Annotated in this window: 18 protein-coding genes; 12 read left to right on the top strand and 6 right to left on the bottom strand. The window is 36.2% G+C overall.

Annotated features, from left to right (window positions below; translation table 11 throughout):
• Positions 1-13 precede the first annotated feature (13 nt).
• The 4 genes from BLS98_RS03730 to BLS98_RS03715 all read right to left on the bottom strand — a co-directional run bounded on the left by BLS98_RS03730 (position 14) and on the right by BLS98_RS03715 (position 4,028).
• The gene (locus BLS98_RS03730; protein WP_089733714.1) at positions 14-2,584 is read right to left on the bottom strand and encodes a M1 family aminopeptidase; all 2,571 of its coding nucleotides are present in this window, start codon (positions 2,582-2,584) and stop codon (positions 14-16) included.
• Between the two features lie 47 nt (positions 2,585-2,631).
• Complete coding sequence (locus BLS98_RS03725) at positions 2,632-2,961, bottom strand: DUF7710 domain-containing protein (protein WP_089733712.1); 330 nt, start codon at positions 2,959-2,961, stop codon at positions 2,632-2,634.
• Between the two features lie 162 nt (positions 2,962-3,123).
• Entirely contained in the window at positions 3,124-3,327 is a 204-nt protein-coding gene (locus tag BLS98_RS23015) for a hypothetical protein (protein ID WP_139166073.1), read from the bottom strand.
• A 302-nt stretch (positions 3,328-3,629) separates the two neighbouring features.
• Complete coding sequence (locus BLS98_RS03715; RefSeq protein WP_139166072.1) at positions 3,630-4,028, bottom strand: hypothetical protein; 399 nt, start codon at positions 4,026-4,028, stop codon at positions 3,630-3,632.
• Positions 4,029-4,642: 614 nt separating this feature from the next.
• Here BLS98_RS03715 and BLS98_RS03705 point away from each other — a divergent pair.
• From BLS98_RS03705 to BLS98_RS03685, 5 genes are all read left to right on the top strand, one after another.
• Positions 4,643-5,524, top strand: a complete 882-nt coding sequence (locus BLS98_RS03705; RefSeq protein ID WP_089733703.1) for a cupin-like domain-containing protein — start codon at positions 4,643-4,645, stop codon at positions 5,522-5,524.
• Between the two features lie 86 nt (positions 5,525-5,610).
• Positions 5,611-6,333: a hypothetical protein gene (locus BLS98_RS03700; RefSeq protein ID WP_089733701.1), complete on the top strand. Its 723-nt coding sequence runs from the start codon at positions 5,611-5,613 to the stop codon at positions 6,331-6,333.
• Between the two features lie 239 nt (positions 6,334-6,572).
• Positions 6,573-7,109, top strand: coding sequence for a TetR/AcrR family transcriptional regulator (locus tag BLS98_RS03695; protein WP_089733699.1), 537 nt, complete (start codon positions 6,573-6,575; stop codon positions 7,107-7,109).
• A gap of 41 nt (positions 7,110-7,150) precedes the next feature.
• Positions 7,151-8,014, top strand: a complete 864-nt coding sequence (locus tag BLS98_RS03690) for a tail fiber domain-containing protein (protein ID WP_089733697.1) — start codon at positions 7,151-7,153, stop codon at positions 8,012-8,014.
• 91 nt (positions 8,015-8,105) lie between these two features.
• Entirely contained in the window at positions 8,106-13,748 is a 5,643-nt protein-coding gene (locus BLS98_RS03685) for a hypothetical protein (protein WP_089733695.1), read from the top strand.
• A gap of 70 nt (positions 13,749-13,818) precedes the next feature.
• Here BLS98_RS03685 and BLS98_RS03680 read toward each other — a convergent pair whose 3' ends face one another.
• Positions 13,819-14,424: a hypothetical protein gene (locus BLS98_RS03680; RefSeq protein ID WP_111994800.1), complete on the bottom strand. Its 606-nt coding sequence runs from the start codon at positions 14,422-14,424 to the stop codon at positions 13,819-13,821.
• A gap of 497 nt (positions 14,425-14,921) precedes the next feature.
• On the opposite strand from BLS98_RS03680, the gene BLS98_RS03675 reads away from it, so the two are divergent.
• The 6 genes from BLS98_RS03675 to BLS98_RS03650 all read left to right on the top strand — a co-directional run bounded on the left by BLS98_RS03675 (position 14,922) and on the right by BLS98_RS03650 (position 21,369).
• On the top strand, positions 14,922-15,755 hold the full coding sequence (locus tag BLS98_RS03675) for a sigma-70 family RNA polymerase sigma factor (RefSeq protein WP_089733691.1): 834 nt from the start codon (positions 14,922-14,924) through the stop codon (positions 15,753-15,755).
• A gap of 44 nt (positions 15,756-15,799) precedes the next feature.
• Positions 15,800-16,381: an FMN-dependent NADH-azoreductase gene (locus BLS98_RS03670; protein WP_089733689.1), complete on the top strand. Its 582-nt coding sequence runs from the start codon at positions 15,800-15,802 to the stop codon at positions 16,379-16,381.
• Between the two features lie 2 nt (positions 16,382-16,383).
• The gene (locus BLS98_RS03665; RefSeq protein ID WP_089733688.1) at positions 16,384-16,740 is read left to right on the top strand and encodes a nuclear transport factor 2 family protein; all 357 of its coding nucleotides are present in this window, start codon (positions 16,384-16,386) and stop codon (positions 16,738-16,740) included.
• 273 nt (positions 16,741-17,013) lie between these two features.
• Positions 17,014-17,397 carry a nuclear transport factor 2-like protein gene (locus tag BLS98_RS03660; protein WP_089733686.1) on the top strand — a complete coding sequence of 128 codons (384 nt, stop codon included), beginning with the start codon at positions 17,014-17,016 and terminating at the stop codon, positions 17,395-17,397.
• 119 nt (positions 17,398-17,516) lie between these two features.
• Entirely contained in the window at positions 17,517-20,327 is a 2,811-nt protein-coding gene (locus tag BLS98_RS03655) for a TonB-dependent receptor (RefSeq protein WP_089733684.1), read from the top strand.
• A gap of 4 nt (positions 20,328-20,331) precedes the next feature.
• Entirely contained in the window at positions 20,332-21,369 is a 1,038-nt protein-coding gene (locus tag BLS98_RS03650; protein WP_089733682.1) for a phytase, read from the top strand.
• A gap of 234 nt (positions 21,370-21,603) precedes the next feature.
• Here the strand turns inward: BLS98_RS03650 and BLS98_RS03645 are convergent, their stop codons facing one another.
• Complete coding sequence (locus BLS98_RS03645; RefSeq protein ID WP_089733680.1) at positions 21,604-23,853, bottom strand: ATP-binding cassette domain-containing protein; 2,250 nt, start codon at positions 23,851-23,853, stop codon at positions 21,604-21,606.
• A 52-nt stretch (positions 23,854-23,905) separates the two neighbouring features.
• On the opposite strand from BLS98_RS03645, the gene BLS98_RS03640 reads away from it, so the two are divergent.
• Entirely contained in the window at positions 23,906-24,328 is a 423-nt protein-coding gene (locus tag BLS98_RS03640; RefSeq protein ID WP_089733678.1) for a MarR family winged helix-turn-helix transcriptional regulator, read from the top strand.
• The last annotated feature ends 64 nt before the right edge of the window (positions 24,329-24,392 follow it).

Here is a 24,392-nt window from a genome sequence, read left to right as displayed (position 1 = left end):
AATGAATACGTTTCTATTTCTTTATTAATTCCTGAGCTCTTCTCAAGTTATCTGTAGCCTGTAGAATTTTATTTTTCAAAATAGCATTATAATCAGGGTTTTTCAGAAGAAACTGATTCACCACTTCAAGAGCTTTTGGATCCTGATAGCTGCTGAACGTAGAACGAAGCCAGTTATCCGGGAAAAATATATCTCCGGTTTTCTGAATTTCCTGTAAAATCTCCAAAGATTTAGGAAGATAGTGGATAGAAGTCTTTTGTCTTAATGGATGATGCAGATAGCCCAATGCTGAACCAACAGCGGATTCATTAGCTCTGTTTGATTTTTGCATCAATCCCTGGAAGAAGTCGTCACGCACTTTCTGATCTGATGAAGCAGCCTGCATAATAATTTTAAAACGATTTACCCGATCCGGATTTTTAATTCTTGTCAGCTGTTCCTGCAACAATTCGTTATTATTTGAATTTCTTAATGACAGCGCAAGAGCAAGGTTGGTGAAGTCTTCATCATTAAGTGATACTCCTTGTGGTGGCGTCTGAGACTTCCAGATCGTGTACAGATTATCATATGCCTGTTTAGACTGGAAAATACTCTGGTAACCATCAAATATAATCTTTTTGTTATTTTTTGCCGTCTGCACCTGTAATGCTTTCCATAGCCTGTCTTCCAAATTTCCGGATTCCTTCAGTCTGGTATTTTCAGATAGGAAATTCCAGTACATAGAAGAAATATAACCTGTAATCAAACGAAGATTCAGTTCTGTAGTTTCTTTAGGGAGCTGTTCTGTAAAGAAACTCAATACTTCCTGCGTTTCAACTCCGGAACTGTTCAACATATTTTCATATAACGAAATATAGGCGCTGGCACGGTTGATAGGATCTTTTATCAAAGCAAAGTTTGATATGACTGTTCTGTCTGTTTTAAATACTCCATATCCTATTCCAGAGGAATTTTGTAAGATAAACAGAGGTTTTGCTTTTCCTTTTAATTCTGAAATTTCCTGTTGCTTACCATCCAGTTTTACCTTTACTTTTTCAATTTTGTCGGCATAAAAAAGGCTGATTTCAAATTCCTGCGGCCACAATTTTTGTTCTTTTCCATATTCCGGCTTTTGAACAATGGTAAATCGTTCTATTTTGTCACCTTTATATTTTACATTATAATCAATAGTAGGTCTCCCGGGGTCATTCACCCATACTTTATTCCAGCTTTGCAGATCTTTTGGGGTATGCTTATCAAGGATAGCAATAAGATCCGGCCAACTTGCATTATTATATTCATATTTTGTAAGGTATTCACTTACTCCTTTTTTGAAATCCTCCTCTCCGATCAATAATTCCAGCTGTCGCATCATAATCGGAGCTTTGTTATAAATAATTGGGCCATACATCATTCCTGCGTTCTGCAGATTATCCAAAATCTGACGGATAGGATTCGCTCCCAATGTACGGTCTACAGAATAAGCTGCAGGGAAATGAGTAGTTAAAAATTTCAGATCATAAATACTTCTATCTGAAGATGCTCCGGTACTTTTATCTGCCATAAAATTGGCAAAAACTTCTTTCATCCAAACATCGTTAAACCAATCCATTGTTACCAGATCTCCAAACCAAAGATGAGCTACTTCATGGGCAATTAAATTGGAACGGTTATTCAGCTGGTTTTGTGTCGCATTTTTATCTAAAAATAACGTAGAATTTTGAAATAATATAGTACCAGGGTGTTCCATTCCCCCGAATTGGAAATCCGGAATAGCCGCCATTCCGTGCTTTTGGAAAGGATGTTTGATGCCTGTCCATTTTTCATAATAAGCAAGAGAATTACGATACAGCGTGAAAATAGAGTCCATGCTGTTCTTAATTTTTGCAGTATCGGTTTCACGGTATAGGATTCTGGAATCCTGCTGACTGATTTTCTCCGTATGATTTTTAAAATCTCCGGCCGCAAAAGAAAACAGATAGGTAGGAATCAGGTCTGACTGATTGAACTTCAACGTCTTTTGTCCTTGTTCTACAGTGGTATCATTCAGTTTCCCATTGGATATTGCACTCCATTTTTCAGGAATAGTTAACGTTAGAGAATAATTAGCCTTCAGATTAGGCTGGTCAAAACATGGAAACATGGTTCTGGCACGATCCGGTACAAATAGAGCATATAGGTATCCGTCACGTCTGTTCAGCGCACCATTTCCTGCTAAAAAATTAAAGTTAATCTGATTGGATCCTGATTTTAAGTATTGGGCATCAATAACCACATGTTCATTTTCCAATACCTGTTTTATCACCTGCCCGTTCACTGATACGGATAAAAGTGATGAAGGATCTTCTTTAAAATCAATCAGCAAAGGAGATTCGTTTTGTTTTTTATATTGAAAACGAAGAACTTCAGCTCCGGAAATCCTTTCCGACTTGTTTTCAGGAATTTTCAGACTGAGTTCATATTTAATCTCACTTAATGTACTTTTTCTAAACTGAGCCAGCTCATACGAAACCCCAGATTCAATCTTGGGCAAAGATTTCATTTGTGCATGGTAACCTGTATTGAAAACAACTAAAAATAATGCTAACAGACGTACTTTTTTCATACATCAAATATAAGAATTGGGATTGTGATGCAAAACATTATATTCGGTTATACCTGTTGACCATTTTCAAAATGCCAATGATCCATTGATGCACTTGTAAATCTTTGAATAAACTTTGCCCCTTTCTGATGCTCATTTTTAGCTGTAAAAAAATCTTTTTTTATCGCCCAGTCATAAAGTCCTTCATCTAAAGGATATTTGTTTACTATTCCGCTTAAAGAATATTTTTCGATCCATTGTTTTGCATTTTCTATAGTTGTAAAAACACCGGATGGAAATTTAGCTTCATTTCCAATAAATAGATATACTTCTTCTTGCATTATTTTTTTTTTCTTAAAACTACTAAGAAAAGTAGCTGCTATCCAATACTTCTCCATAGTTTGAGCTTCAACCTAGTTCCTTTCTATGACGGAAGCTTCAAGCTCATGTTTCTTAATAAACTTATACATTCTTATTTATTTCCAATATCTCCTTATAATCATCACAATAATTTTTGGCACTACTATACGTCTATTCAACGTAGGGAAAATCATAAAAATCTATTTGTGTACAATCCTATAATTCTTAACAACATAGGTATCAAAAACTGAAGGGCTATAGCTTAATTCTATATTATAATTATTAATAACATCCTGCTTTTCCAAATCTCGGTTAGAATACCTCAGGCTGTATTTCTCTCCTTCAAACTCAAAGTAGATAAGATCCTGTCTGCCTGAAGTCAAATTACTAACAGGAAGCCTCATTATTAGTATCTTTTGATCTTCTGAATAGCTTTTAATATAAAAGTTGATCATTATTTTCAGAATAAACAATATAAAAAATGCAATTCCTCCGGCATCAATCAAGTTTTCCTTTAAACTGTATGTTTTATCTTTTCTGCCCTTTAATAATAAATAAAAAAATATGGAGAGAAAAGGAATCATGAATAGCAGCACATTGATTGTAAAGTGCATATGCAGGATCAACTTACTATTCTGAATAAAAATGATCAACAGACCTATCATTACAATGTAGAACCACTTTTGAGATAATAAACCTTTAACTATCATTTATCGCTATATAATATTAATATCCGATCTAAAAAAACTGTTATTTTCGTGAACTTTTCTTTAAAATAATCTATCGAGTAAAATGACATCCCTGCCGTATTCACTGCAAGAACATCATATTCTTTTAATAAGAGGTATGAAATAATCATCGCTTTTTCAGAATTTTCAGCATCTTCTAGCCCAAAATCTTCTTCAATGATATGGCTGATTTCTCTTTTTGCCTCTTCAATAATGTGATTCTTTAATTTTTTATAACAGTTAGTTATTTTTAAAGAATTCTTATCCGGAAAATTCAAGAATGTGTACGTATCAAAATGATTTTTAACATCATCTTTCATATGAGCTAATTTTCCAGAATTGATATCGTTTATAATGTATACCTTTCCTTTCTCCAAATGCATATTTTAATATTTCTCATTCAAAATTACTCTTTATCTTTCTAAATACCGCATATAAAAAAGTCAATACTACAGCACCTACTATGATAATGAACCACCAATAAGGGAGTACCCAAAACAGAAAGTATTTCAGAGAGTTAATTCCATAAGATAAAATAGTATGAGAAGGATAAACCTGCTGGAAAGCACTGTCTGTAAGCCCTAAAACACATGCTAATACAGACAGCAGTATTATGTTGAAAATAAAAGGCTTTATTATATTTTTCTCATCATTCAATTATATTTCAAATTACCAAGGTCTAATTTAAGATCAATATTTCATAAATTCCACAAGATCCAGAATTTCTTGCACTCTCTTTTATTATTGCATAAACAGCTTTACTTATTCGCTTTCATAAAGCTTTAAATAATGATCTCATCATACCCTAATATTTTTTCTTGGAATTGAATATATTTACACAAAAAACAGACAAATAACTCTATCAATAAAGACGTTACAAAAAAATACCTGATCCTGTTATTTTATTTATTTATATTAATTCCAGATAAACGAAATTATTTTCACTTACTATCATAAATTATTAATAATTTAGCAGGATAATTTAAAACGAATGGGCATACTCCTTAAACCAATTGATATTGTAGATGACATTTCACAAGAAGATTTCCGTGAAAAATATCTGAAGCCTCGCAAGCCAGTGGTAATCAAAAACATGGCAAGAAATTGGCCTGCATATCAGAAATGGACCATGGAGTATATGAAAGAAGTAGTTGGTGATGTTGTTGTTCCTTTATACGACAGCGCTAAGGCTGATCCTGCAGCTCCCATCAACACTCCCACAACCAAAATGCCATTTGGTGAATACGTTGACCTGATTCAAAGAGAACCTACAGATCTTAGAATTTTCTTTTTTGATCCCATTAAGTTTGCTCCTAAATTGTTGGATGATTATATCCCGCCCAAGAATCTGATGGGTGGATTTTTAGATAAATATCCGAGTATGTTCTTCGGTGGTAAAGGTTCGGTAACGTTCCTTCATTATGATATTGATATGCCACATATCTTCCATACTCATTTCAACGGAAGAAAACATGTTCTTCTCTTCGAATATAAGTGGAAAACCCGTTTGTATAAGCTTCCTTATGCAACATATGCCCTGGAAGACTATGATATTGCCAATCCTGATTTTGAAAAATTCCCGGCCCTTGACGGTATTGAAGGTATTGAATGTTATCTTGAGCATGGGGATACCCTGTTCATGCCAACCGGTTGGTGGCACTGGATGAAATATCTGGATGGTTCATTCTCTCTTTCTCTTCGTGCATGGGATAAAAGCTGGGCTGTAAAAGCACATTCTCTATGGAATCTTGCTGTTCAAAGAAATTTTGACAACTTCATGAAAGGAAGGTATAAAAAAAGATATATGGACTGGAAGGAAAGAAAAGCTGTTGAAAGAGCGAATATAGCTTTGAAAAAGGGACTTCCGAAATAAATTACATCTACTTCACTGGTTTTATATGGTATGCAATTTAAAAATGATTAAATTGCATCGTGAACCCGTTCCCTTAATGCCTGTATATGTTCGAAAAATTAATTGATAGCTTTGAAAAGCTATGTATTCAGATTATTATTGAGATACTGCTGGTGCCGGTAACTATTTTTAAATTGTTTCAGGACTCCCGCCGCTGCTATTACCTGCCCATTCATGAAATGGAAAAGGAAGAAACAGAACGCTTTCATGATTATCTGTCGCCTATTAAGCTTTCGGTATATACCTCAGTGATTGTTTCTGTTCTTCTAATGGATTATGGCGGAGAGCAGAATTTTCTTTCGAAGATTAAGGGATTGAGCATGTTAGAAAAAGCCTTATTTATTTTCCTGACAAACAATTTTACAGCAGTAGTATTCAGTGTTGTATTGTTATGGTATAAAAAAGAAAAAGTGAATACTGCAGCTTTCCGTACCTTACTTTTTTCTTTTATCTATACTACCGTTTATACTTCTACTCCTATTTTTATCCTGATTTTTTCAGCGATGTTCCTTGGGCAGACCGTAAATGTACAATCTTATCTGGATCATCTTGACAAGCTCGCAAGCTCTGGCAATTATAGATCCAGGGATTACACCTTTTTTATTGTTTTCATTATATTTTTTGTTATAGCAATCATTGGGCTGATAAAATTATTCAAAGCTCTTCATCATATTCTGAAGGAAAATTTCCGTTATCATCCTTATGTAGTATGGTTCTTTACCCTACTGTTTTTTCTTATACAACTTTATTATACAATGGAGTTTGTATAATAATTCTCCTATTTCTAATCTTCAGGATCATACAATTATTTGATGGGTAGAACACCTATGAATTCTATCATCTATTGAATTTAAAATATCCCATTTAAATCTGGATAAGTGGAACAGCATTGAAATTTCATGGCTGAATTTTATCATTTTAACATCAATAATAAAGTAAAACATATGTTTTTTTAACAAACATACCAGTCTGTTCATTTTTTAATTACATTTGTGAAAATTATCAACGAATGTCTCGACCTCGCGAAAGAATATTAAACACGACCTTGCTTCTGTTTCATCAACAAGGTTTTAACAGTACCGGCATTAATCAGATTATTGAAGAAGCCAAGGTTTCAAAGGCTAGCTTTTATCAGCATTTCAAGTCAAAAGATGAGCTGTGTATTGAATTTCTCAACATAAGATATGATTATTGGGTATCTGAATTGGAAAAATTCATCTCCAGTACTTCTACTCCTGAAGAAAAGATCCTTAAGTCTTTTGATTTCCTAATCTATATGAATGAAAAAGAGGATTTCAGAGGCTGCAGCTTTTGGAATATCTTATCTGAAATACCTTCTGATAAAGAGGAAATTCATTCTGTTCTCCGCTATCATAAAAATAAGCTGAGAATATTCTTCAATGATGAAATTAAGAATGAAGCAGTAGCAGCACATGCTTATCTCCTCTTTGAAAGCTCTATACTTACCAGCCAGCTCTATCGGTCAAACGAACTCATTGAAACCTCCAAAACTATTATTAAAAATATACTTCATCCCTCACACTAAGGAAGAAATAAATATACCCAACTAAAAAAAATTAAAAAACTATGCAAAACTCTACTTTTGTGCAGAAAACTCATTCTGCAATGTTCAGACTGTGCCTTGTTGGAAGCATCACCATCAGCTCATTGATGTACTCCCAAACCGGAGGCAGAATCGGGATGAACACTCCAGATCCTAAAGCTACCTTAGACATCACCGCTAAAACAGATGGCAGTTCACAGGCTGAAGGTCTTATGATTCCCAGACTTACCGGAGATCAGATTCAAACGATGACAGCAAGCATCCAGCCCGGAACCGAATCGCTGATGATTTATGCCACTGCCAGACCAATTTCTCCCACTGCAAAAGTTTCAAAAATTACGCAACCGGGTTATTATTTCTGGAATGGAACTGATTGGGAAAGTATGGGGGTAAATTCTAATATTTATACCGCAGATGGCTCTATCACTACCCCTTTAGCTTCCAGAAATGTAGATCTTAATGGGAAAAACCTTGTCTTTTCCGGAACTGGCAGTGTAGGGATTGGAACCTCCCCTTCTGCCTCTGCTAAACTGGATGTTGCCGGAACCGTAAAGGCCAGTGCTATAGATTACAATTCTGATGAAAGGCTGAAGCAAAATATCATAGCCTTACAATCTTCCCACGAAATTATCAATAAGCTAAGACCAGTCTCTTATTTCTGGAATGAAACCGGAAAAAAGAAAGGTGGAAATGCCCAGCTTCAGTATGGTCTTGTTGCTCAGGAAGTGGAAAAAGTACTTCCAAACATCGTGAGTACCGATAATGATGGCTATAAATCTGTTAATTATAATGAATTAATTCCCATCCTATTACAAACTGTTCAAGAACAAGGTAAAAAAATTGAAGAATTACAAAGAGAGGTACAAAACCTGAAACCGTCAAAATAACCTGCGACAGTAATGGTTTTGACACATTCAATCTCATTGAAGCTGTGCATTTTGTCTCAGCTCATTATTAATCTTGTAATTCAAAAAAAACATGAAAATTAAATTATATCTCATCCTGCTCTTTCTGATCAGCCAGAGTATCTTTGCCCAGAATAATTATTACTGGGTAGGCGGCGCTGGTAGTTGGAGTGATCTGAACCATTGGCGTATAGGTTCAGCATCAGGACAGACTGCCACTATTATTCCTTCGCGGTATGATAATGTTTATATTACTTCAGGAAGTGGATTTCCTGCTATTGGAGGTACATTAACAATTCCGTCATCAGCTACCTGTAAAGATTTTATTATAGATGATTCATTTACTACCAAGCTGAATTTTCCATCAGCAAGTGTTTTTAATATCTATGGAAATCTGAAATGGAACTCTAATGCCACTGCATTGTATAGTCTTACAATGAATCTCTTTTCAGACAGCTCCAATCCGACACCCAATCTGATTGACATTTCTGATAATATGATTGATCCGTCCTATCTGAGTGGCAGTTACCAATCTAATTTTAATCTTAATGGAAACGGAACCTTTAAGCTTGTTAAAAATTTTACGAGCAATGGCTTTTTCTTTTTCAATGTCAATGACAGTGCTTTTTTAGATACTGATCATAAAAATATCAATGCTATGGTATTCAGCCATAGTTCTACAGCAGCCTCAAATTTCAGATCTTCAACGGTAACTACCACGAGTACGATGACCTTAAATTCAGCTGCTAATCTTACTCAGGCTACTATTTCATTTCCTATGCTGACTATACAAACTACTCAGAATATCAAAAAAATAGTGCTAACGGCTTCAGGCTTTTCCCAAGTAACAGGCGGAAATCTTCTTACAGTAGATGAGGTAACAGGAGTAGGTACTGCAGGGGGTAGTTTTACCGGAACTCAATTTAATATTAACAAAATTAATTTATATACCTGTGTCATTAATGCCAATTTATTTAAAGGCAATGATATGGTTTTGGGCGATGGAAGCGCTGACCTTGCCGGAACCCGATTTGAAGTAAAGAATATGACCCTTGGGAAGGGAAATAATATATTGAGAGCCACACAGTTTGATATTAATAATCTTATCCTGAATGGCGGACAGTACAATTTTCGGCAGACTGTTGCCAATGCCTCTTTTCAGGTTAATCAAACTCTTATCACCAATATTCCATGCAACGGAAGCATCCCAAAATTTGGGGCTGTAGAACCTACATTACCCATAAACCTGATTCTTCCGGGTACTATCAATGGAAACGGAACAGCCTCTTTTAATGGCTATAATTTTGCTGCTGTAAAACTTACAGGAGCCGCCGCTGTAACCGCAGGTATAGATGGCGGAAATAATACAGGGAGTATCACTTACCCCGGGATCGCTGCAAAAACCTATTACTGGATAGGTGGCGGAGGGAACTGGAATGATCCGTCCCACTGGTCATTCACATCAGGAGGGCCTTCTGCCAACTGTACTCCTATCATGTATGATGATGTGATCTTTAATGAAAACTCAGGGTTTACCTCAGGAAACAATACCATCAATAATGGAGGAACCGTTGCCATGATAAGAAATATGACCTGGAGTAATGCTCCTGCCAATCCTGTTTTGAATATTAACACAACTCTGTATGGTCATCTTTATCTTCAGAAAGATATGTCCCTTCCTGTGTCAGTTAATTTTCTTAAATATAATGCAACAGATCCAGCAGCCAATCGTTATATGAGTTTTGAAGGTCAGAAAGTTTATCAACTGGCTATCTATGGGAGTGATAATTTCTATCTCATGCCTTCTAATTCAGGAACTCCCTATGATGTAGAAGTGGGCGGTGTTTTCAATTTTGATAACAATGCTTTAACCAGTAACCTTTATGCAGATGGAAGAAAGATAAAAGCTGGTGAACTTTGGCTGGGCGGGAACAATGTTAATATTGATAATGCTTTATTGAGTCAGGGTATCCTGAATATTTTAACCAAACAGACCATTACCGCACCTAATACTTCTGTATACTTCCAAAATTATAATGGACGATATTATAGCTCAGGAAATACCAATCATTTTTTTGGTAAAACCTATAAGGAAGGAAGCAGTATCGGAAGCATACAGTATCTGAATACTGATACCTTCCAGGTAAATAGTGGTGATATCAGGCTTTTTGGAATTAATAAGACAAAAAATGTAGCCATCAATGCAGCTTCCAATATTGCTTTTTTTGATACTACGGCAAAATTGACGATTACTGACAGTTGGTTATTCAATCGTACAGACTGTGATCTTATCCTCAATTTAACAGGTCAGGGTGGAAATAATCTGATCTTTGGGAACAATATTAATGGGAATGGATTTGTTGAGCTGAACAGGATGAATATCTCAGGAATTAATGCTGGTTACGTCACTCCTGTTGCAGGTGCTAAACCTATCAATGCCAACAATTCTATTGACAATGGGAATAATTCAGGGATTAATTTCAAGGCCACCACTTCTAAAAACTTTTACTGGAAAGGCGGATATGGAAACTGGAACGATCTCAGCCACTGGTCTCTGGACCCTTCAAGCACCAGAACAACAGCAAACTGCGGTCTTCCTACCATTAACGATAATGTTTTCTTTGACCAATACTCAGGTTTCTCTACTACTGGCATTACAGCCATACAGATGACCAATGATGTTTCAGTAAATGATATTACATTCAGTGGATTAACTCCCGGGGCAAGATCTTATTTTGCAGGAAATAACAATTACTACAAAATGAATGTTAACGGAAATATGGTGCTGCATCCTGGATACTATGATGCCGGATACTTCAGTGGATTTACGTTGGTCAACATTAGTAAACCTACAGGAACTTTAAAAAGTGTAACTCCCAATGGAGCTGCAACTTCTTTAAATTTTTCAGGCGATGCCCTGTGGAAAATAAACAGAGGAACGTCACAGAATGACCTTAGCAGCAGCTCAAATATCACCCAAACTGATATTTCTGGTAACAGCCTGGATATAAGCGGTACTGTAATGAACATCAACAGCCTTAATCTAAACGGTTCAAAACTAATAATGGATAATGCAGATCTTACGGTCAATAACGGCTTTGCAATCAATACCAAGCAACCTGTTGTAAATACGGCTAACAGTGTGATCAAATTATTCAGATCTACCGGTGGTTCTGATTTTGACATTGCCTTCAGTAATGTAAATCATTATTTTGAAAGAATAGAATACACCAATACAACAACTAATACGGATTATATTATTTCTTTTAATTTTCCTGGTGGGGTCATCAATAATTTCATCATCCACTCAGCAATAGCCCCAAGAATTGATAAAGTAAACCCTTCAATTATTCTTAAAACCCCTATGTCCGTCAATAATCTAACCATAGAGAAGAATAATAATGTTTCTTTAGAAGGTAATCTACAGGTTAATCAATCATTAAAGATCCTGGGAGACTGTTTAGACCGTATTACTTTAGCTTCATCAGGCTCGCCGTTAAGAACGTTAATACTTCCTAATTACAGCTCTAATCCATCCAATTATGTATTGGATAAAGTGCAGATAAAGTATATTTCTTCTTCTAGTGGACAAACCTATACCGCTACATCAAGTACGGACCTTGGCGGAAATAATGGAATTAATTTCCTGGATGTTATTCCTTCTACTTCAAGAAATCTTTACTGGATTGGAGGACAGGGACAATGGAGAGATCCTCAGCATTGGTCATTAACTTCAGGTGGAACTCCTGTAGGAGCATGTGATATTCCGACTGCAGTTGATAATGTTTTCTTTGATCAAAATTCAGGATTTACATCTACTTTGAATAAAATACAGATCAGGGGAAATTATCTTTCAAAAGCTAATAATATTACTTTCAATAATGCAACTAACCAGCCTGTTCTAGATTTTACTACAGATGGTGGGAATCCTTATTACCTAAGCGTTTATGGAAATCTTAGTTTACAGAGTGATGTAAAAATTATAGTTCCGATGTCCACTTTTGGCCTGACCCGAAATATCATTATGGCTCAGGGAACTACTACCGGAAAAACACGGTATATTGATACAAAAGGAGCCTTCACCCATCTGAATGTAAATGCTCAGGATTATTTTGAACTGAAAAGTCCTTATCAGGGGGATATTAACTTTCTTAATGCGGCAGGATTCAAAACCAATAGCCATCCTATGACATTGGTGAATTTTAGCTGGAATCAATCTATTAACAATAATCCGGTTGTGGATCTTGGGCAGTCTGTTCTTACAGGTACAAGAACGAACAGTTCTGGTACTGCCAATTATTATATGGCATCTATTCCGTACTATAATTTTTACAGTCCTTATTTCTTTATTACTACGGGTAATAATCCACTCACTTTAAATGCTGAGGCTGCGAAAGCCGATATGGGATATTTTACTACCAATACTCCCACAGCTTTCAATTTTGGAGACCTAACAGTTTGGAAGGACGGAATTGTAAATACAGGAACAAGAGTCTGGAATTTCAACAAAATGACCTTTCTTGGAAGTACTACTGCCAATAGTGTAAGTACTTTGAGTTCTTCAGGTAAGTACAAAACACTGTACTTCAATCCAGGATCTTATCAGGTTGATAACAACCAAACTGTTACTGAAAATCTCTTTATGACCGGAACTCCATGTAACAGAATTTCTGTACTAAGGTCTACAGCAGGACAAAATACAATTAATCTCGATCCTACAGCAACATACACCATGTTTTATGCTTCCATCAGAGATATGAATTTCTCCCGTGCTGTAAGTGCTTATGGAAATAGCCAGGATCTGGGAAATACAGCCAATCTTTCCATCATTCCTACAGATGTTCAGGCCGCAGGGTTTGGAGGAAACAAAGCGATATGTGCATCAGAATTCCCTAAAACCTATGATGCTTCTACTTTATTCGGTACGGATCCTAATGCTTCCTATACCTGGACTAAGCTTAATAATCCTAATTCAGGAGTGATCGGTACAGGGCGTTTAGTAACCTTTACACAACCGGGAAATTACAGAGTAAATGTAACATATAGCCAGGACGGATGTAATATTACAGAAGACTTCACCATCTCCTCTATTGCTTTACCGGCAGACAATACCACCTCTTCATCTATGAGTGCAGCAAAACAGTCTTCAGGAGATATGCAGGTAAAGTTTAAAGGTTCGCTTGCTCAAACGTATATTTTCACCTATACCGTTAATAATGGTCCGGATCAGACGATAACTTCTGCACCAAACGGAGAAGCAATTATTCTTCATTCTAAAGGCCAGACAGGAACGGTGGTATACCGTCTTAAAAGTATCCGTTTTGCTACCGGAGAAGCTTGTCCTGTTACCATCAGCAATAAAGAAATTGTAGTGAACATCAATCCGGATTGTCCTACTCCAGGTGTAATGATGCTCATGGATAATATTCTTCGAGGCTGTACTTCTGATATGGGAGCAAGACGTCTGTCTGAACTAAATCCTATAACAGTACTCAATCCACCTTCAGATGCAGGAGTAACGAGACTTATCTCAGGAACAGGAATTGTCATTAAAGAAGGAAATGAAGTATTTATGATCCGAAATAGCAATGCTTTACCGGAAACGCTTACCCTTCCCACCAATAAATCCCATATTCAGGGTGCTATCATCTACCATAATGACCATTTCTACGAAGGCATTGAAAATGGAAAATGGATCAGAGTAGACAATGAGTAAAACGAATCAGAAATTCATTCAAACCAACTGATAACCATGAGCCGTATTGAAATCTTTTCAATGCGGTTTTTTATGTGTTGGATTTCAGACCATCAAAAAAATCCCTTATCATTTTTGAACCCTCACCGGGGCTTCTCAAAAGAACAATTTCCCCATGTTCATCGGTTGTAATATGTCCTTTAAAGGCATCCGGCATTCTTTCGTATTGTTCATTCACCTGTGTTAGAAACTCTTTGAATGAAGCATAATTGTATTTTTCTACTAGAAAAGGAAGCGCATTTTTTCCTCTCAGCAGCTCATATTCCTGGTAATTATAGGGAGTTGTTTTTTCAGTTTTTGCCAATGAAATTTTCATTTTATCAACCAATTTTACGATTTCTCTTTCTTCTGCGAACTGTGCCCATCCACGCAGAGCATGTACTTTCATATCAAGATACCTTTCTTTTTTACATGCCATTTCAAAGAATGGTTGAAGTTCAGGGTATTGATGGTTATAAAGCAATTTCAGGATTTTATTACGGTAAGAAATCTCTTTGGTATTTGTATAAATCCGGATCAGATGACTACAGTTTTCAGCGGTAACATTCTTAGTGTTAAGGTCAAATAATGCTTTTTTAAAGTCTGGATGTCTTTCTTTGGCATTTTCATCTGTTAAGATCTCCGGAAATGTGCTCATATTGAGGTAATTTTTGATTTTGATAATTCTGATATGCAAATTGGGGAAAATAATTTACAATTAGACTGAAGCATGTATATTTTAGGTTTTTGATAAAGATCTTTTCTCTCGCTGATTTTGCAGATTGCGCTGATTATTTATGGATATATATCTTAAATTTTTAAAACCATTAAGAGTTTATAAGCCTTTAAGATTATTAAGCAACTCTCTTAAAGATCTGTTGATCTTCTTAATGAAACTTAACTTCTTCAATTCCCTTAATGGTTTAAATACAATAAGTTTTGGCTAAAGCCAATGGAATTTGATTATTTTAATTATTCAGCGGCCGGGCTAAAGCCCGCCCCTATTGATGTGGATATTTGTATGCCCAATAGTTGTTTAACGACAAGATCTTTTATCTTTTATCTTTTATCTTTTATCTTTTATCTTTTATCTTTTATCTTTTATCTTTTATCTGTCACATTTTCTTCACTAAGTTTGTCTTAAAAAGAAATATCATGCAGGGAAATTACAGCAGGCTGCTTACCTATGCCTATAATATTACCGGTTCTTATGAAGATTCTCAGGATCTGGTACAGGATGTAATAGAAAAATATATTTCTTTGGATAAATCTGAGATCAGGAATGAGGCCAATTTTCTCATCAAAAGCACCATTAATCATGCGATTAATTTTAAAAACAGGCACAGTAAAAAAATGGTGTATGGCGAATGGCTTCCCGAACCTCTTTCTTTTGAAAATGCAGAAAATAAACTGATTAAAGAACAAACTGCCCGCTATACCCTGCTTGTTCTTTTAGAAAAACTGAATCCCAGAGAACGTGCAGTATACATTTTAAAGGAAGCCTTTGATTATTCTCATCAGGAAATTGCAGAAACCCTTGATATTTCAGTAGAAAATTCCCGAAAGCTGTTAAGCCGTGCAGGAAAGCAATTACAGGATATAAAATACAAACCGGACAGCGTCAATACCTCTATTCACACTGATATTCTTCAGCAATATCAACTGGCCTTAAGTGAAGGTGATATTCCCAATATTGAAAAGTTGCTTATTGATGAGATAAGACTGTCCGCAGACGGAGGAAAACGTGTGCGTGTTATCAAAGCTGTAGAAGTTGGAAAATCTGCTACAGCACAGCTTCTGGCGTATGTACAACAGCAGTTTTTAGGAAAAAAACCTTATACTTTCCATATTTTCAATCATCAGCCTGCAATTTGTTTCTGGCAGGACGGCCGTATTTATAACTGTCATATCCTGGATATTGATGCTGAGGGAATGATCCGTGAAATTTATTCTATTGTAGACCCTGAAAAACTAAAAAGATTGCAATAATCTGTCACGTTTCAAGAATCTGCTGTGTCTTTAAATAAAAAAGTATGAACACACTTCTAAGAATCGACAGCAGCTTAAGAACAGAGCAATCTTACTCACGAACATTAGGCGATTATTTTATTCAACAATGGAAAATAAAAAATCCTGATGGAATTATTAAGGAAAGAGATGTTACCAGACAGCTTATTCCTCATATCACCCAACAGACGGTCAATGCTTTCTTCAGTGAAAACCCTGATACAGAAAGCATTCATCTATCCGATGAACTGATTAATGAGTTATACCAATGTGACGAAATTCTGATTACCTGTCCCATGTACAATTATGGCATTCCTTCTTCATTAAAAGCGTATTTTGACAGCGTTATCAGAACGAAAAAAACCTTTACAGGAAATATTTCCCTTAAAGGATTACTGGAAAATAAAAAAGCATATATCATTTCTTCAATGGGTGGTATGAGTCCCGGAACACACAACCCTCTGGAAAACCATCTGACCCTGCTATTCAATCATATGGGAATTACTGATATCTGTTATTTCCCATTGAATGGCACTGTGGTAGATGAGATCAGCAATGCAGAGAAAATCGCTTTACAACAATCTGAAATTTTAAAACACCTCAATTAATTATGGAACAGATTAAACAGGCCATTCAACAATTTATTAAAGGTGGCGACAATAGTGATACAGCCCTTTTGCAAGAAATCCTTCACGAAAATTATCAGAATATTCAGGATGGTTTTTTTGACAAACCGGGAATCTTCATTATTCCCAAACAGGAATACATCGGCTTGGTACGTGATAAAATATTTGGTGGAAAGCCCCGTCAAATCACCTATCATTCTCTGGAACAGAAAAATAATATCGCTTATGCACAGGTTTCTCTTGAGAGTTCAACATTACGGTTTTCATCCCTCATTACCTGTGTAAATGAAAATGGAAAATGGCAGGTTATCACCAATATTCCTTCTATAGAAACTAAATAATTTAAAGGCCGCGAATGCACGAATAATAATACCTGAAAAATTCATTCGTGCATTAGTAGCTAATTATAAAAATATCATAACAATAAAGCCTATCTATGTGGTTCAGAAAAATAGATACATAGATTTTATCTGTGAAATCAGATGTGCACAATTTTACTTATAAATGCGTGGCTACCTCAAGAATCTGTAGGATTATTTTTTCAATAAACTGTTTACAAATGTTATCGTTTACTCATCAACTTTAGGTATAATTTTGTGTCATAATAATATCCTATGAAACATATTATCCAAGAGGTTTTCAGCAGTATTTTAGAAAATCCGGTATTTGATTTATCATTAATTGAAAAATATTTCTCAAAAGACTATATCCAATTGGTAGATCATCACCAGCTCAATTATGATGAGTTCATTCTGCACATCAAAAAACTCAAAGAAAAAGTTGCTGAACAAAAGATTGATATTCTTAACTACGCTGAAAATGGGAATACCATTTTTACCCATCATACTGCAAAATCAGTATTAAAAGACGGCAGTATTGTACGGCATAAAGTACTGGCAGAGTTCACCATTCAGGAAGGTAAGATTATAGGATGTGATGAACTGACTTTACTATTGGAGGGTAATCATACAGAAAAAGATTTAGGTTCTGAAGTTTGATAAATCCCTGCATTCCTGCTCCAGTATTAACAAATCTTAAAACAATGTTAATTTTAACTTCAAAGCATATCCCAAACAGACGTTTAATTTTGTTGTGATTTTTATCTAATGACAAGAAAGTGAAGAAAATTTTTACATCTGCTTTGTTTTGTGCTTCTCTATTTTTCTATGCACAAACCGGAACTCTTTCCGGAAACATCAATGACGACTCTAAAATTGCCCTACCAGGAGCCAAGATCTCCTTAAATCCGGGTAACATCTATACAACATCCGATGAACATGGAAATTTTGTATTTCTGAATGTTCCACCTGGAACTTATACGATGAAGGTAGATTATCTGGGGTATGGTACGCATCAGTATGATGTGATTATCTCATCTGAAAAAAATACCCAACAGAACATTATTTTCAACAAAAAGGAAACAAGTATTGGGGAAATTGTGGTTTCCGGAGCTACGTTGAAGAATCAGGCAAGAGCTTTAAACAAGCAAAAGAACAACTCCAACATCACGAATGTGATCTCTTCCGATCAAATCGGACGTTTTCCTGATGCCAATATCGGAGATGCCTTAAAACGTGTCCCTGGGATTACGATACAGAACGATCAGGGTGAAGCCAGAAACCTTATCATCAGAGGTCTTGCTCCCAATCTAAACTCTGTGACCTTAAATGGAGACAGGATTCCTTCTGCTGAAGGCGATAACCGTAATGTTCAGATGGACCTTATTCCTTCTGATATGATCTCTACCATTGAAGTTAATAAAACCCTTACTCCTGATATGGATGCCGATGCCATTGGTGGTTCAGTGAACCTGATTACCAGAGCTTCTCCTAACGGACAAAGGATCTCTGCAACATTAGCTGGCGGATACAATCCCATCCGTGAAAAAGGAAATTATACTGCAGGATTGGTCTATGGAAACCGTTTCCTGAATAAAAAACTAGGAGCCGTATTCAGTTTTTCCTATAACAACAATAATTTTGGTTCAGACAATATAGAGCCTGTATGGAGCCAGGCTAATGACAGAGCTCAAACTGTTTATGTAAGTAAAATGGGAGTTCGTCATTACAATGAACACCGCATCAGACATAGTTTTGACTTGAATATGGATTATGAATTTAATTCCAAAAACAAGATCTATGCTTCTGCGATGTACAACTTCAGAAATGACAAGGAAAACAGATTTGCATTAGGCTACAAAATAAAACCGGTTTACAATGGAGATGAATCTGAAATTATAGACTGGAAAGGCAGCATCACAAGGCAAAACAAAGGCGGAGATGCCGCTAATGACAATACCCGCCTTGAAAAGCAAAAAGTTCAGAATTACGCCTTAAGAGGAGAACATTTATTGGGTTCCAAAGTTGACCTCGATTGGTCTATGAATTATGCTCTTGCAAGTGAAGATAAACCCCATCAGCGATATATCGAATTTGAGAACAGTAAGATGAACTTCTCTCCGGACCTTAGCAACCCGAGAACTCCTATGTTCAATCTTCTTGCAGCAGACAACCTGGGAAGCTATAAACTAAGCGATCTTTCTGATGCTAATAGCTATACTCAGGAAAAGGAATTTGGAGCTAAAGTGAATGTACGTTTCCCGTTTTCTGTAATTGATGGTCAAAAAGGAAGACTTCGTACCGGTGCAAGGCTCCGTTTGAAAGAGAAAGAAAGAGAGAATGATTTTTATGCATTTACACCTACGAGCAGCATGGGAAGCCTTCTGTCTGTACCTACACAATATCTTGACGGGCATAACTTTCAGCCGGGAAATTATGTTCCGGGAGCATTTGTTGATCCTGCCTATTTAGGTGGATTGGATCTGTTTAATCCCGCTTTATTCAATGGGAAATCGAAACCTTCAAAATTCCTTTCCAACAACTATAGTGCAAAAGAACAGATTTATGCAGGATATATCCGTTGGGACCAGGATTTCAATGATAAACTTTCCATGATTGTAGGAGCACGTGTGGAAACTACCAAGATTGATTATACCGGAAACTACGTCATGAATGAGAGTGATCTGGTAGGAAAAATAAATAATACCAATACCTACACCAATGTACTTCCGAACTTGTCTTTCAAATATGTTCCGGTTCAGGATCTTGTACTCCGTGCAGCATTTACCACTGCCCTTGCCCGTCCGAACTATTATTCATTGGTTCCTTATCTGAATGTTATTTCAGAAGATGAAATTGTTTCAGCAGGAAATCCTAACCTGAAGGCTACCTACGCTTACAATTTCGATTTCATGGCAGAAAAGTACTTTAAGTCTGTGGGAATCCTTTCCGGAGGTATTTTCTACAAAAATCTGAAAGACTTCATTTATACTTTTTCAAGAAGAAATTATACTGCGAATGACTTTGCAAGCGATTTCGCAGGGCAATCCAATCCTATTCCGGCAGGAGAAAGCAACTGGAAATTTACCCAGCAGCGCAATGGAGATAATGTAAATATCTATGGTTTTGAAGTCGCTTTACAAAGACAATTGGATTTTATTCCGGGTGCGTTCTGGAAAGGTATGGGAATCTATGTAAACTATACTTATACCCATTCAAAGGCTAAAGGAATTACCAATGAAGAAGGTATTGAAAGAACGGATGTAGGATTTCCGGGCGCTGCTCCTCATATGTTCAACGGATCACTTTCATGGGAAAACAAACGTTTTTCTGCAAGAGTTTCTATGAACTATGCGTCTCACTATATTGACGAACTGGGTGGGAAATCTTTTGATGACCGTTATTATGACAAACAGTTTTTCCTGGATGCCAATGCTTCCTACAAAATTACAAGCCAGTTAAGAGTTTTTGCAGAAGCCAATAATCTCACCAATCAGCCGTTAAGATATTACCAGGGTATTCCAAGCAGAACGGCACAGGCTGAATATTACAGACCACGATTTACCTTAGGAGTAAAATTCGATTTTTAAGAACATGAAGAAGATAACATATTATATCGCAGCACTTGCTGTTGTTCCTTTTGTAATGAGTTGCAAAGGACAGACTCAAGCAGGAGAAAAATTAAAGCCAACCGTTATTACAGAAACTGTGGTGCATGATACTGATGATCCGGCCATATGGATCAATCCCAAAGATGTATCAAAAAGTATCATCATCGGGACAGATAAAGATACTGATGGAGGGCTGTATGCCTTTGATCTGAATGGTAAAATCACCCATAAAGTATTAGGCTTGAAACGCCCCAATAACGTGGATATTGAATATGGTTTTGTTTTAAATGGTAAAAAGACAGACATCGCAGCGGTTACAGAACGCGAAACCAATAAAGTAAAGCTGTATTCTCTTCCTGAACTGAAAGAGGTTGGCGAAATATCGGTATTCGAAGGAGAAACAGAACGTGCACCAATGGGAGTTTCCATGTATAAAAACGCGGAAACAGGAGAAATTTTTGTGATTGCAGGAAGAAAATCCGGACCCAAAGACGGCTATTTATGGCAATATAAACTTTCTGAAAAGAATGGAAGTATCACTGGAGATGTTGTCCGCAAGTTTGGAAAATACAGCGGTTTAAAAGAGATAGAAAGTATCGCAGTAGACGATGAATTGGGATATATTTATTATTCTGATGAACAGTTTGGTGTTCACCAATATTATGCAGATCCGGCAAAAGGAAATGAAGAACTCCTTGTTTTTGGAAAGGGCGATTTCACCTCTGATGTGGAAGGGATATCCATCTATCCTACTCCGAAAGGTAAAGGATATATTTTGGTTTCCGACCAACAGAATGATTCTTTTAATGTTTATCTGAGAGAAAATCCGGCAAAAGGAAGAATTGCTGCCATTCCTGTTTCTACCCTTGAAAGTGATGGTTCGGAAGTAACGAATGTAAATTTAGGTCCAAAATTCCCAAAAGGAGTTTTTGTAGCCATGAGCAACGGCCGGGTTTTTCACATGTATGACTGGAGGCTTATTGAGGAGAGAATTCAAGCCGCTATAAAGACAAAACAGTAATTTTTTTAAATACAAATAACACAAATGTTCTCACCAATAGCACAAGGATTCTGCATCAGAATTAATGAATATTCGTAGTTAAATTTTTGTTTAGATAATACCCACAAACCATTAGGATTAATAAAGGTTTAAGAAGGATTAAGATAAGCTTCGCTTGAAGGTAGAAATATACCTGAAATCAAATTATTTAATCTTAATTTTTCTTCTCCTCTTTAAGATCTTAATGGTTTATTTTTATTCAATATGTTTTCTCAGAAATTCTGCAGTATATGAGATGTTATTTTTCAATAGTTTTTCAGGTGTTCCTTCAAACAGAACTTTTCCGCCAAATTTTCCGGCACCGGGACCAATATCAATGATCCAGTCGGCCTGAGCAATGATGTCCAGGTTGTGTTCTATAACAATTAATGTATTATTCTGGTCTACAAGATCATTAAAAAAAGACAGCAGTTTTTGAGTATCACTTGGATGAAGCCCTGTACTTGGCTCATCCAGCACAATAATCTGATTTGTATTCTTCAGTTCTCTGCTGAGCTTCAAACGCTGCCTTTCGCCTCCGGAAAAGCTATCCATCCGTTGCCCTAATGTTAGATAATCCAGCCCCAGTTTTATCAGAAGATCAATACTTTTGGCTATGTTTTTATCTGTGAAAAAATCTTTTGCCTCTAATACCGTCATATTCATCACTTCTACAATATTTTGATGATGATATTGATATTGAAGAACTTTCGGATCAAAACCGGAGCCTCCACATACTTCACATGGCTGTTCTATATCGTCCATAAAAGCCAGATCTATTTTTTCCACTCCTAATCCTTTACAGTTTTTACAGGCACCTTCACTATTCCTGCTAAATAGCTTTTCCGAAACATGATTACATTCTGAGAACAGTTTTCGAACAGTATCAGAGAGGTTTAAATAGGTTAAAAGATTTGAGCGGCTACTTGCTGTAAGAAGCGATTGGTCTATCACGGTTAAATCCTGATAAAATGTGGGAAGAACATGGTTAATTAAAGTACTTTTTCCGGAACCTGCTACACCAGTAACAACCGTCATAACTCCTACCGGTATACTAACACTTATATTTTTAAGGTTATGTAAATTAGCATTCCTTATCTCAAGATAACTTTTAGGCATTCGGCACAGGCTTTTAACAGTTGTTTTTTTCTTAAAATAAGCCCCTGTTTTTCCTTTAGATTTTTTTAAATTAATAAAATTCCCTTCATAGATCACTTCGCCCCCATTTTTTCCTGAGCCCGGCCCCATATCTATGATCCAGTCTGCTCTTTTAATAAGATCCGGATCATGTTCCACTACCAAAACAGAATTGCCTTTATCCTTGATCTGTTGTATGATGTGATTAATATTCTCAAGATCTTTAGGGTGTAAACCGATACTTGGTTCATCAAAGATATAGAGTAAGTCTACCAGGCTATTCCCCAAACTTTTCACCATTTTTATTCGTTGAGATTCGCCTCCTGAAAGTGTATTGGTACTTCGCCCCAGTGTAAGATACCGTAAACCGATATCCATGATGTTCTGCAGCTTTCCGGAAAGTTCTTTAATAATGACTTCATAAGCTTCTGATTCCAGACTGTTGATAAACTCCAGCAGCTCATCAATGGAAAGTGCTGTACAGTCTGCAATATTTTTGCCTTTTATCTTACAGCTTAAAACCCTTTCATTTAGCCGTTTTCCCTGACAGGATGGACAGGCTTTTGTGACCACCACATTATGCAAAGCATCTTTTCTTGTCAGGTTTTCTTTGGAGTCTTTCTTAAGAAATGTTTTTTCAATCCGGGGAATAATTCCCTCATATTTTACAGTTTTCCCCCAATTTTCATCCGGATGTTTAGGTTTATGCTCTGTTGCGTATAACAAAATGTCTAACTCCTGGGAAGTAAAATCTTTCAACTTTTTATCATTATCAAAATAGCCAGACTGTGTATATCTTGTTAAACGCCATCCTCCGGGTTGAAATGTTGGAAACTGTATAGCTCCTTCATTTAATGATTTCTTTTGATTAATCAGGGTATTAATATCTACTGTCTGTACAAACCCCAACCCCTCACATTCGGGACACATTCCCTGCGGATTATTGAATGAAAATACGTTAGAATACCCTACAAAGGGATGCCCCATTCTTGAAAATAAAAGCCTCAGAGAAGCATAAACATCTGCCGCAGTTCCTACAGTAGACCGTGCATTTCCACCCAATCTTTTCTGATTGATAATAATTGGAACATTCAGGTTTTCAATTTTATCTACATCCGGAATCCCGTAATGCTGCAGCCGGTTTCTGATAAAACTGTTCTGTGTTTCATTAATCTGCCGCTGGGCCTCGGCTCCTATCGTCTCAAATACCAGTGAAGATTTCCCTGAACCTGATACTCCCGTAAAAACTACGATCTTATACTTTGGAATTTTTATGGAAATATTTTTGAGATTATTCTGTCTTGCATGGGTAATTTCTATGTTTTCCATTTTAAATTATTAACTTTGTTAATAGTTAACTAAGTTAATCAAAATTCATTCCATGAAACCCATTGAAAAAGAATTTTTTGATACGTTTACCGATTTCCAATGCCTTATTCTCGCTCATATGAACAGAGGAGATATCAATGGTATAACGGCTTCCCATTATAACATCATTGAATTCGTTCTGCGAAAAAAAAGAACAACTGGAAAAGAGATCTCTTCTGTTTTCAAAATCACCCCAGCAGCCGTTTCAAAGCAACTGAAACCTCTCATTAGCAATGATTTTATTACTCAGGAACAGGATGAGAATGACCGGAGAAAATTCATACTCTCCGTTACTGAAAAAGGGAAATTTGTAGTTGAAAACTCTGAAACATTCCGCAAAAAAATTACCCAGCAAACTACGGCAATACTTAGTCCGGCTGAGCTTGAACAATTTAATTATCTGTTAAGTAAGATTTTGAGTGAAATCAAACTTTAATCCTCCTGAATCCTTGTAATTAATTGTATTTTTGAACACACTAAATTATTAAAAAATTAATTTC

Origin of the sequence: Chryseobacterium jejuense (genome assembly GCF_900100075.1) — a bacterium.
GTDB lineage: Bacteria > Bacteroidota > Bacteroidia > Flavobacteriales > Weeksellaceae > Chryseobacterium > Chryseobacterium jejuense.
The sequence above is the reverse complement of the archived record's forward strand: the minus strand, read 5'-3'. Positions and strand labels throughout refer to the sequence as shown.

Bases quoted from the DNA above. Each gene is read 5' to 3' on its own strand.
- BLS98_RS03730 (WP_089733714.1), bottom strand. From the start codon at position 2,584: ATGAAAAAAGTACGTCTGTTAGCATTATTTTTAGTTGTTTTCAATACA.
- BLS98_RS03725 (WP_089733712.1), bottom strand. From the start codon at position 2,961: ATGGAGAAGTATTGGATAGCAGCTACTTTTCTTAGTAGTTTTAAGAAA.
- BLS98_RS23015 (WP_139166073.1), bottom strand. From the start codon at position 3,327: ATGAGGCTTCCTGTTAGTAATTTGACTTCAGGCAGACAGGATCTTATC.
- BLS98_RS03705 (WP_089733703.1), top strand. From the start codon at position 4,643: ATGGGCATACTCCTTAAACCAATTGATATTGTAGATGACATTTCACAA.
- BLS98_RS03700 (WP_089733701.1), top strand. From the start codon at position 5,611: ATGTTCGAAAAATTAATTGATAGCTTTGAAAAGCTATGTATTCAGATT.
- BLS98_RS03695 (WP_089733699.1), top strand. From the start codon at position 6,573: ATGTCTCGACCTCGCGAAAGAATATTAAACACGACCTTGCTTCTGTTT.
- BLS98_RS03690 (WP_089733697.1), top strand. From the start codon at position 7,151: ATGCAAAACTCTACTTTTGTGCAGAAAACTCATTCTGCAATGTTCAGA.
- BLS98_RS03685 (WP_089733695.1), top strand. From the start codon at position 8,106: ATGAAAATTAAATTATATCTCATCCTGCTCTTTCTGATCAGCCAGAGT.
- BLS98_RS03680 (WP_111994800.1), bottom strand. From the start codon at position 14,424: ATGAGCACATTTCCGGAGATCTTAACAGATGAAAATGCCAAAGAAAGA.
- BLS98_RS03675 (WP_089733691.1), top strand. From the start codon at position 14,922: ATGCAGGGAAATTACAGCAGGCTGCTTACCTATGCCTATAATATTACC.
- BLS98_RS03670 (WP_089733689.1), top strand. From the start codon at position 15,800: ATGAACACACTTCTAAGAATCGACAGCAGCTTAAGAACAGAGCAATCT.
- BLS98_RS03665 (WP_089733688.1), top strand. From the start codon at position 16,384: ATGGAACAGATTAAACAGGCCATTCAACAATTTATTAAAGGTGGCGAC.
- BLS98_RS03660 (WP_089733686.1), top strand. From the start codon at position 17,014: ATGAAACATATTATCCAAGAGGTTTTCAGCAGTATTTTAGAAAATCCG.
- BLS98_RS03650 (WP_089733682.1), top strand. From the start codon at position 20,332: ATGAAGAAGATAACATATTATATCGCAGCACTTGCTGTTGTTCCTTTT.
- BLS98_RS03645 (WP_089733680.1), bottom strand. From the start codon at position 23,853: ATGGAAAACATAGAAATTACCCATGCAAGACAGAATAATCTCAAAAAT.
- BLS98_RS03640 (WP_089733678.1), top strand. From the start codon at position 23,906: ATGAAACCCATTGAAAAAGAATTTTTTGATACGTTTACCGATTTCCAA.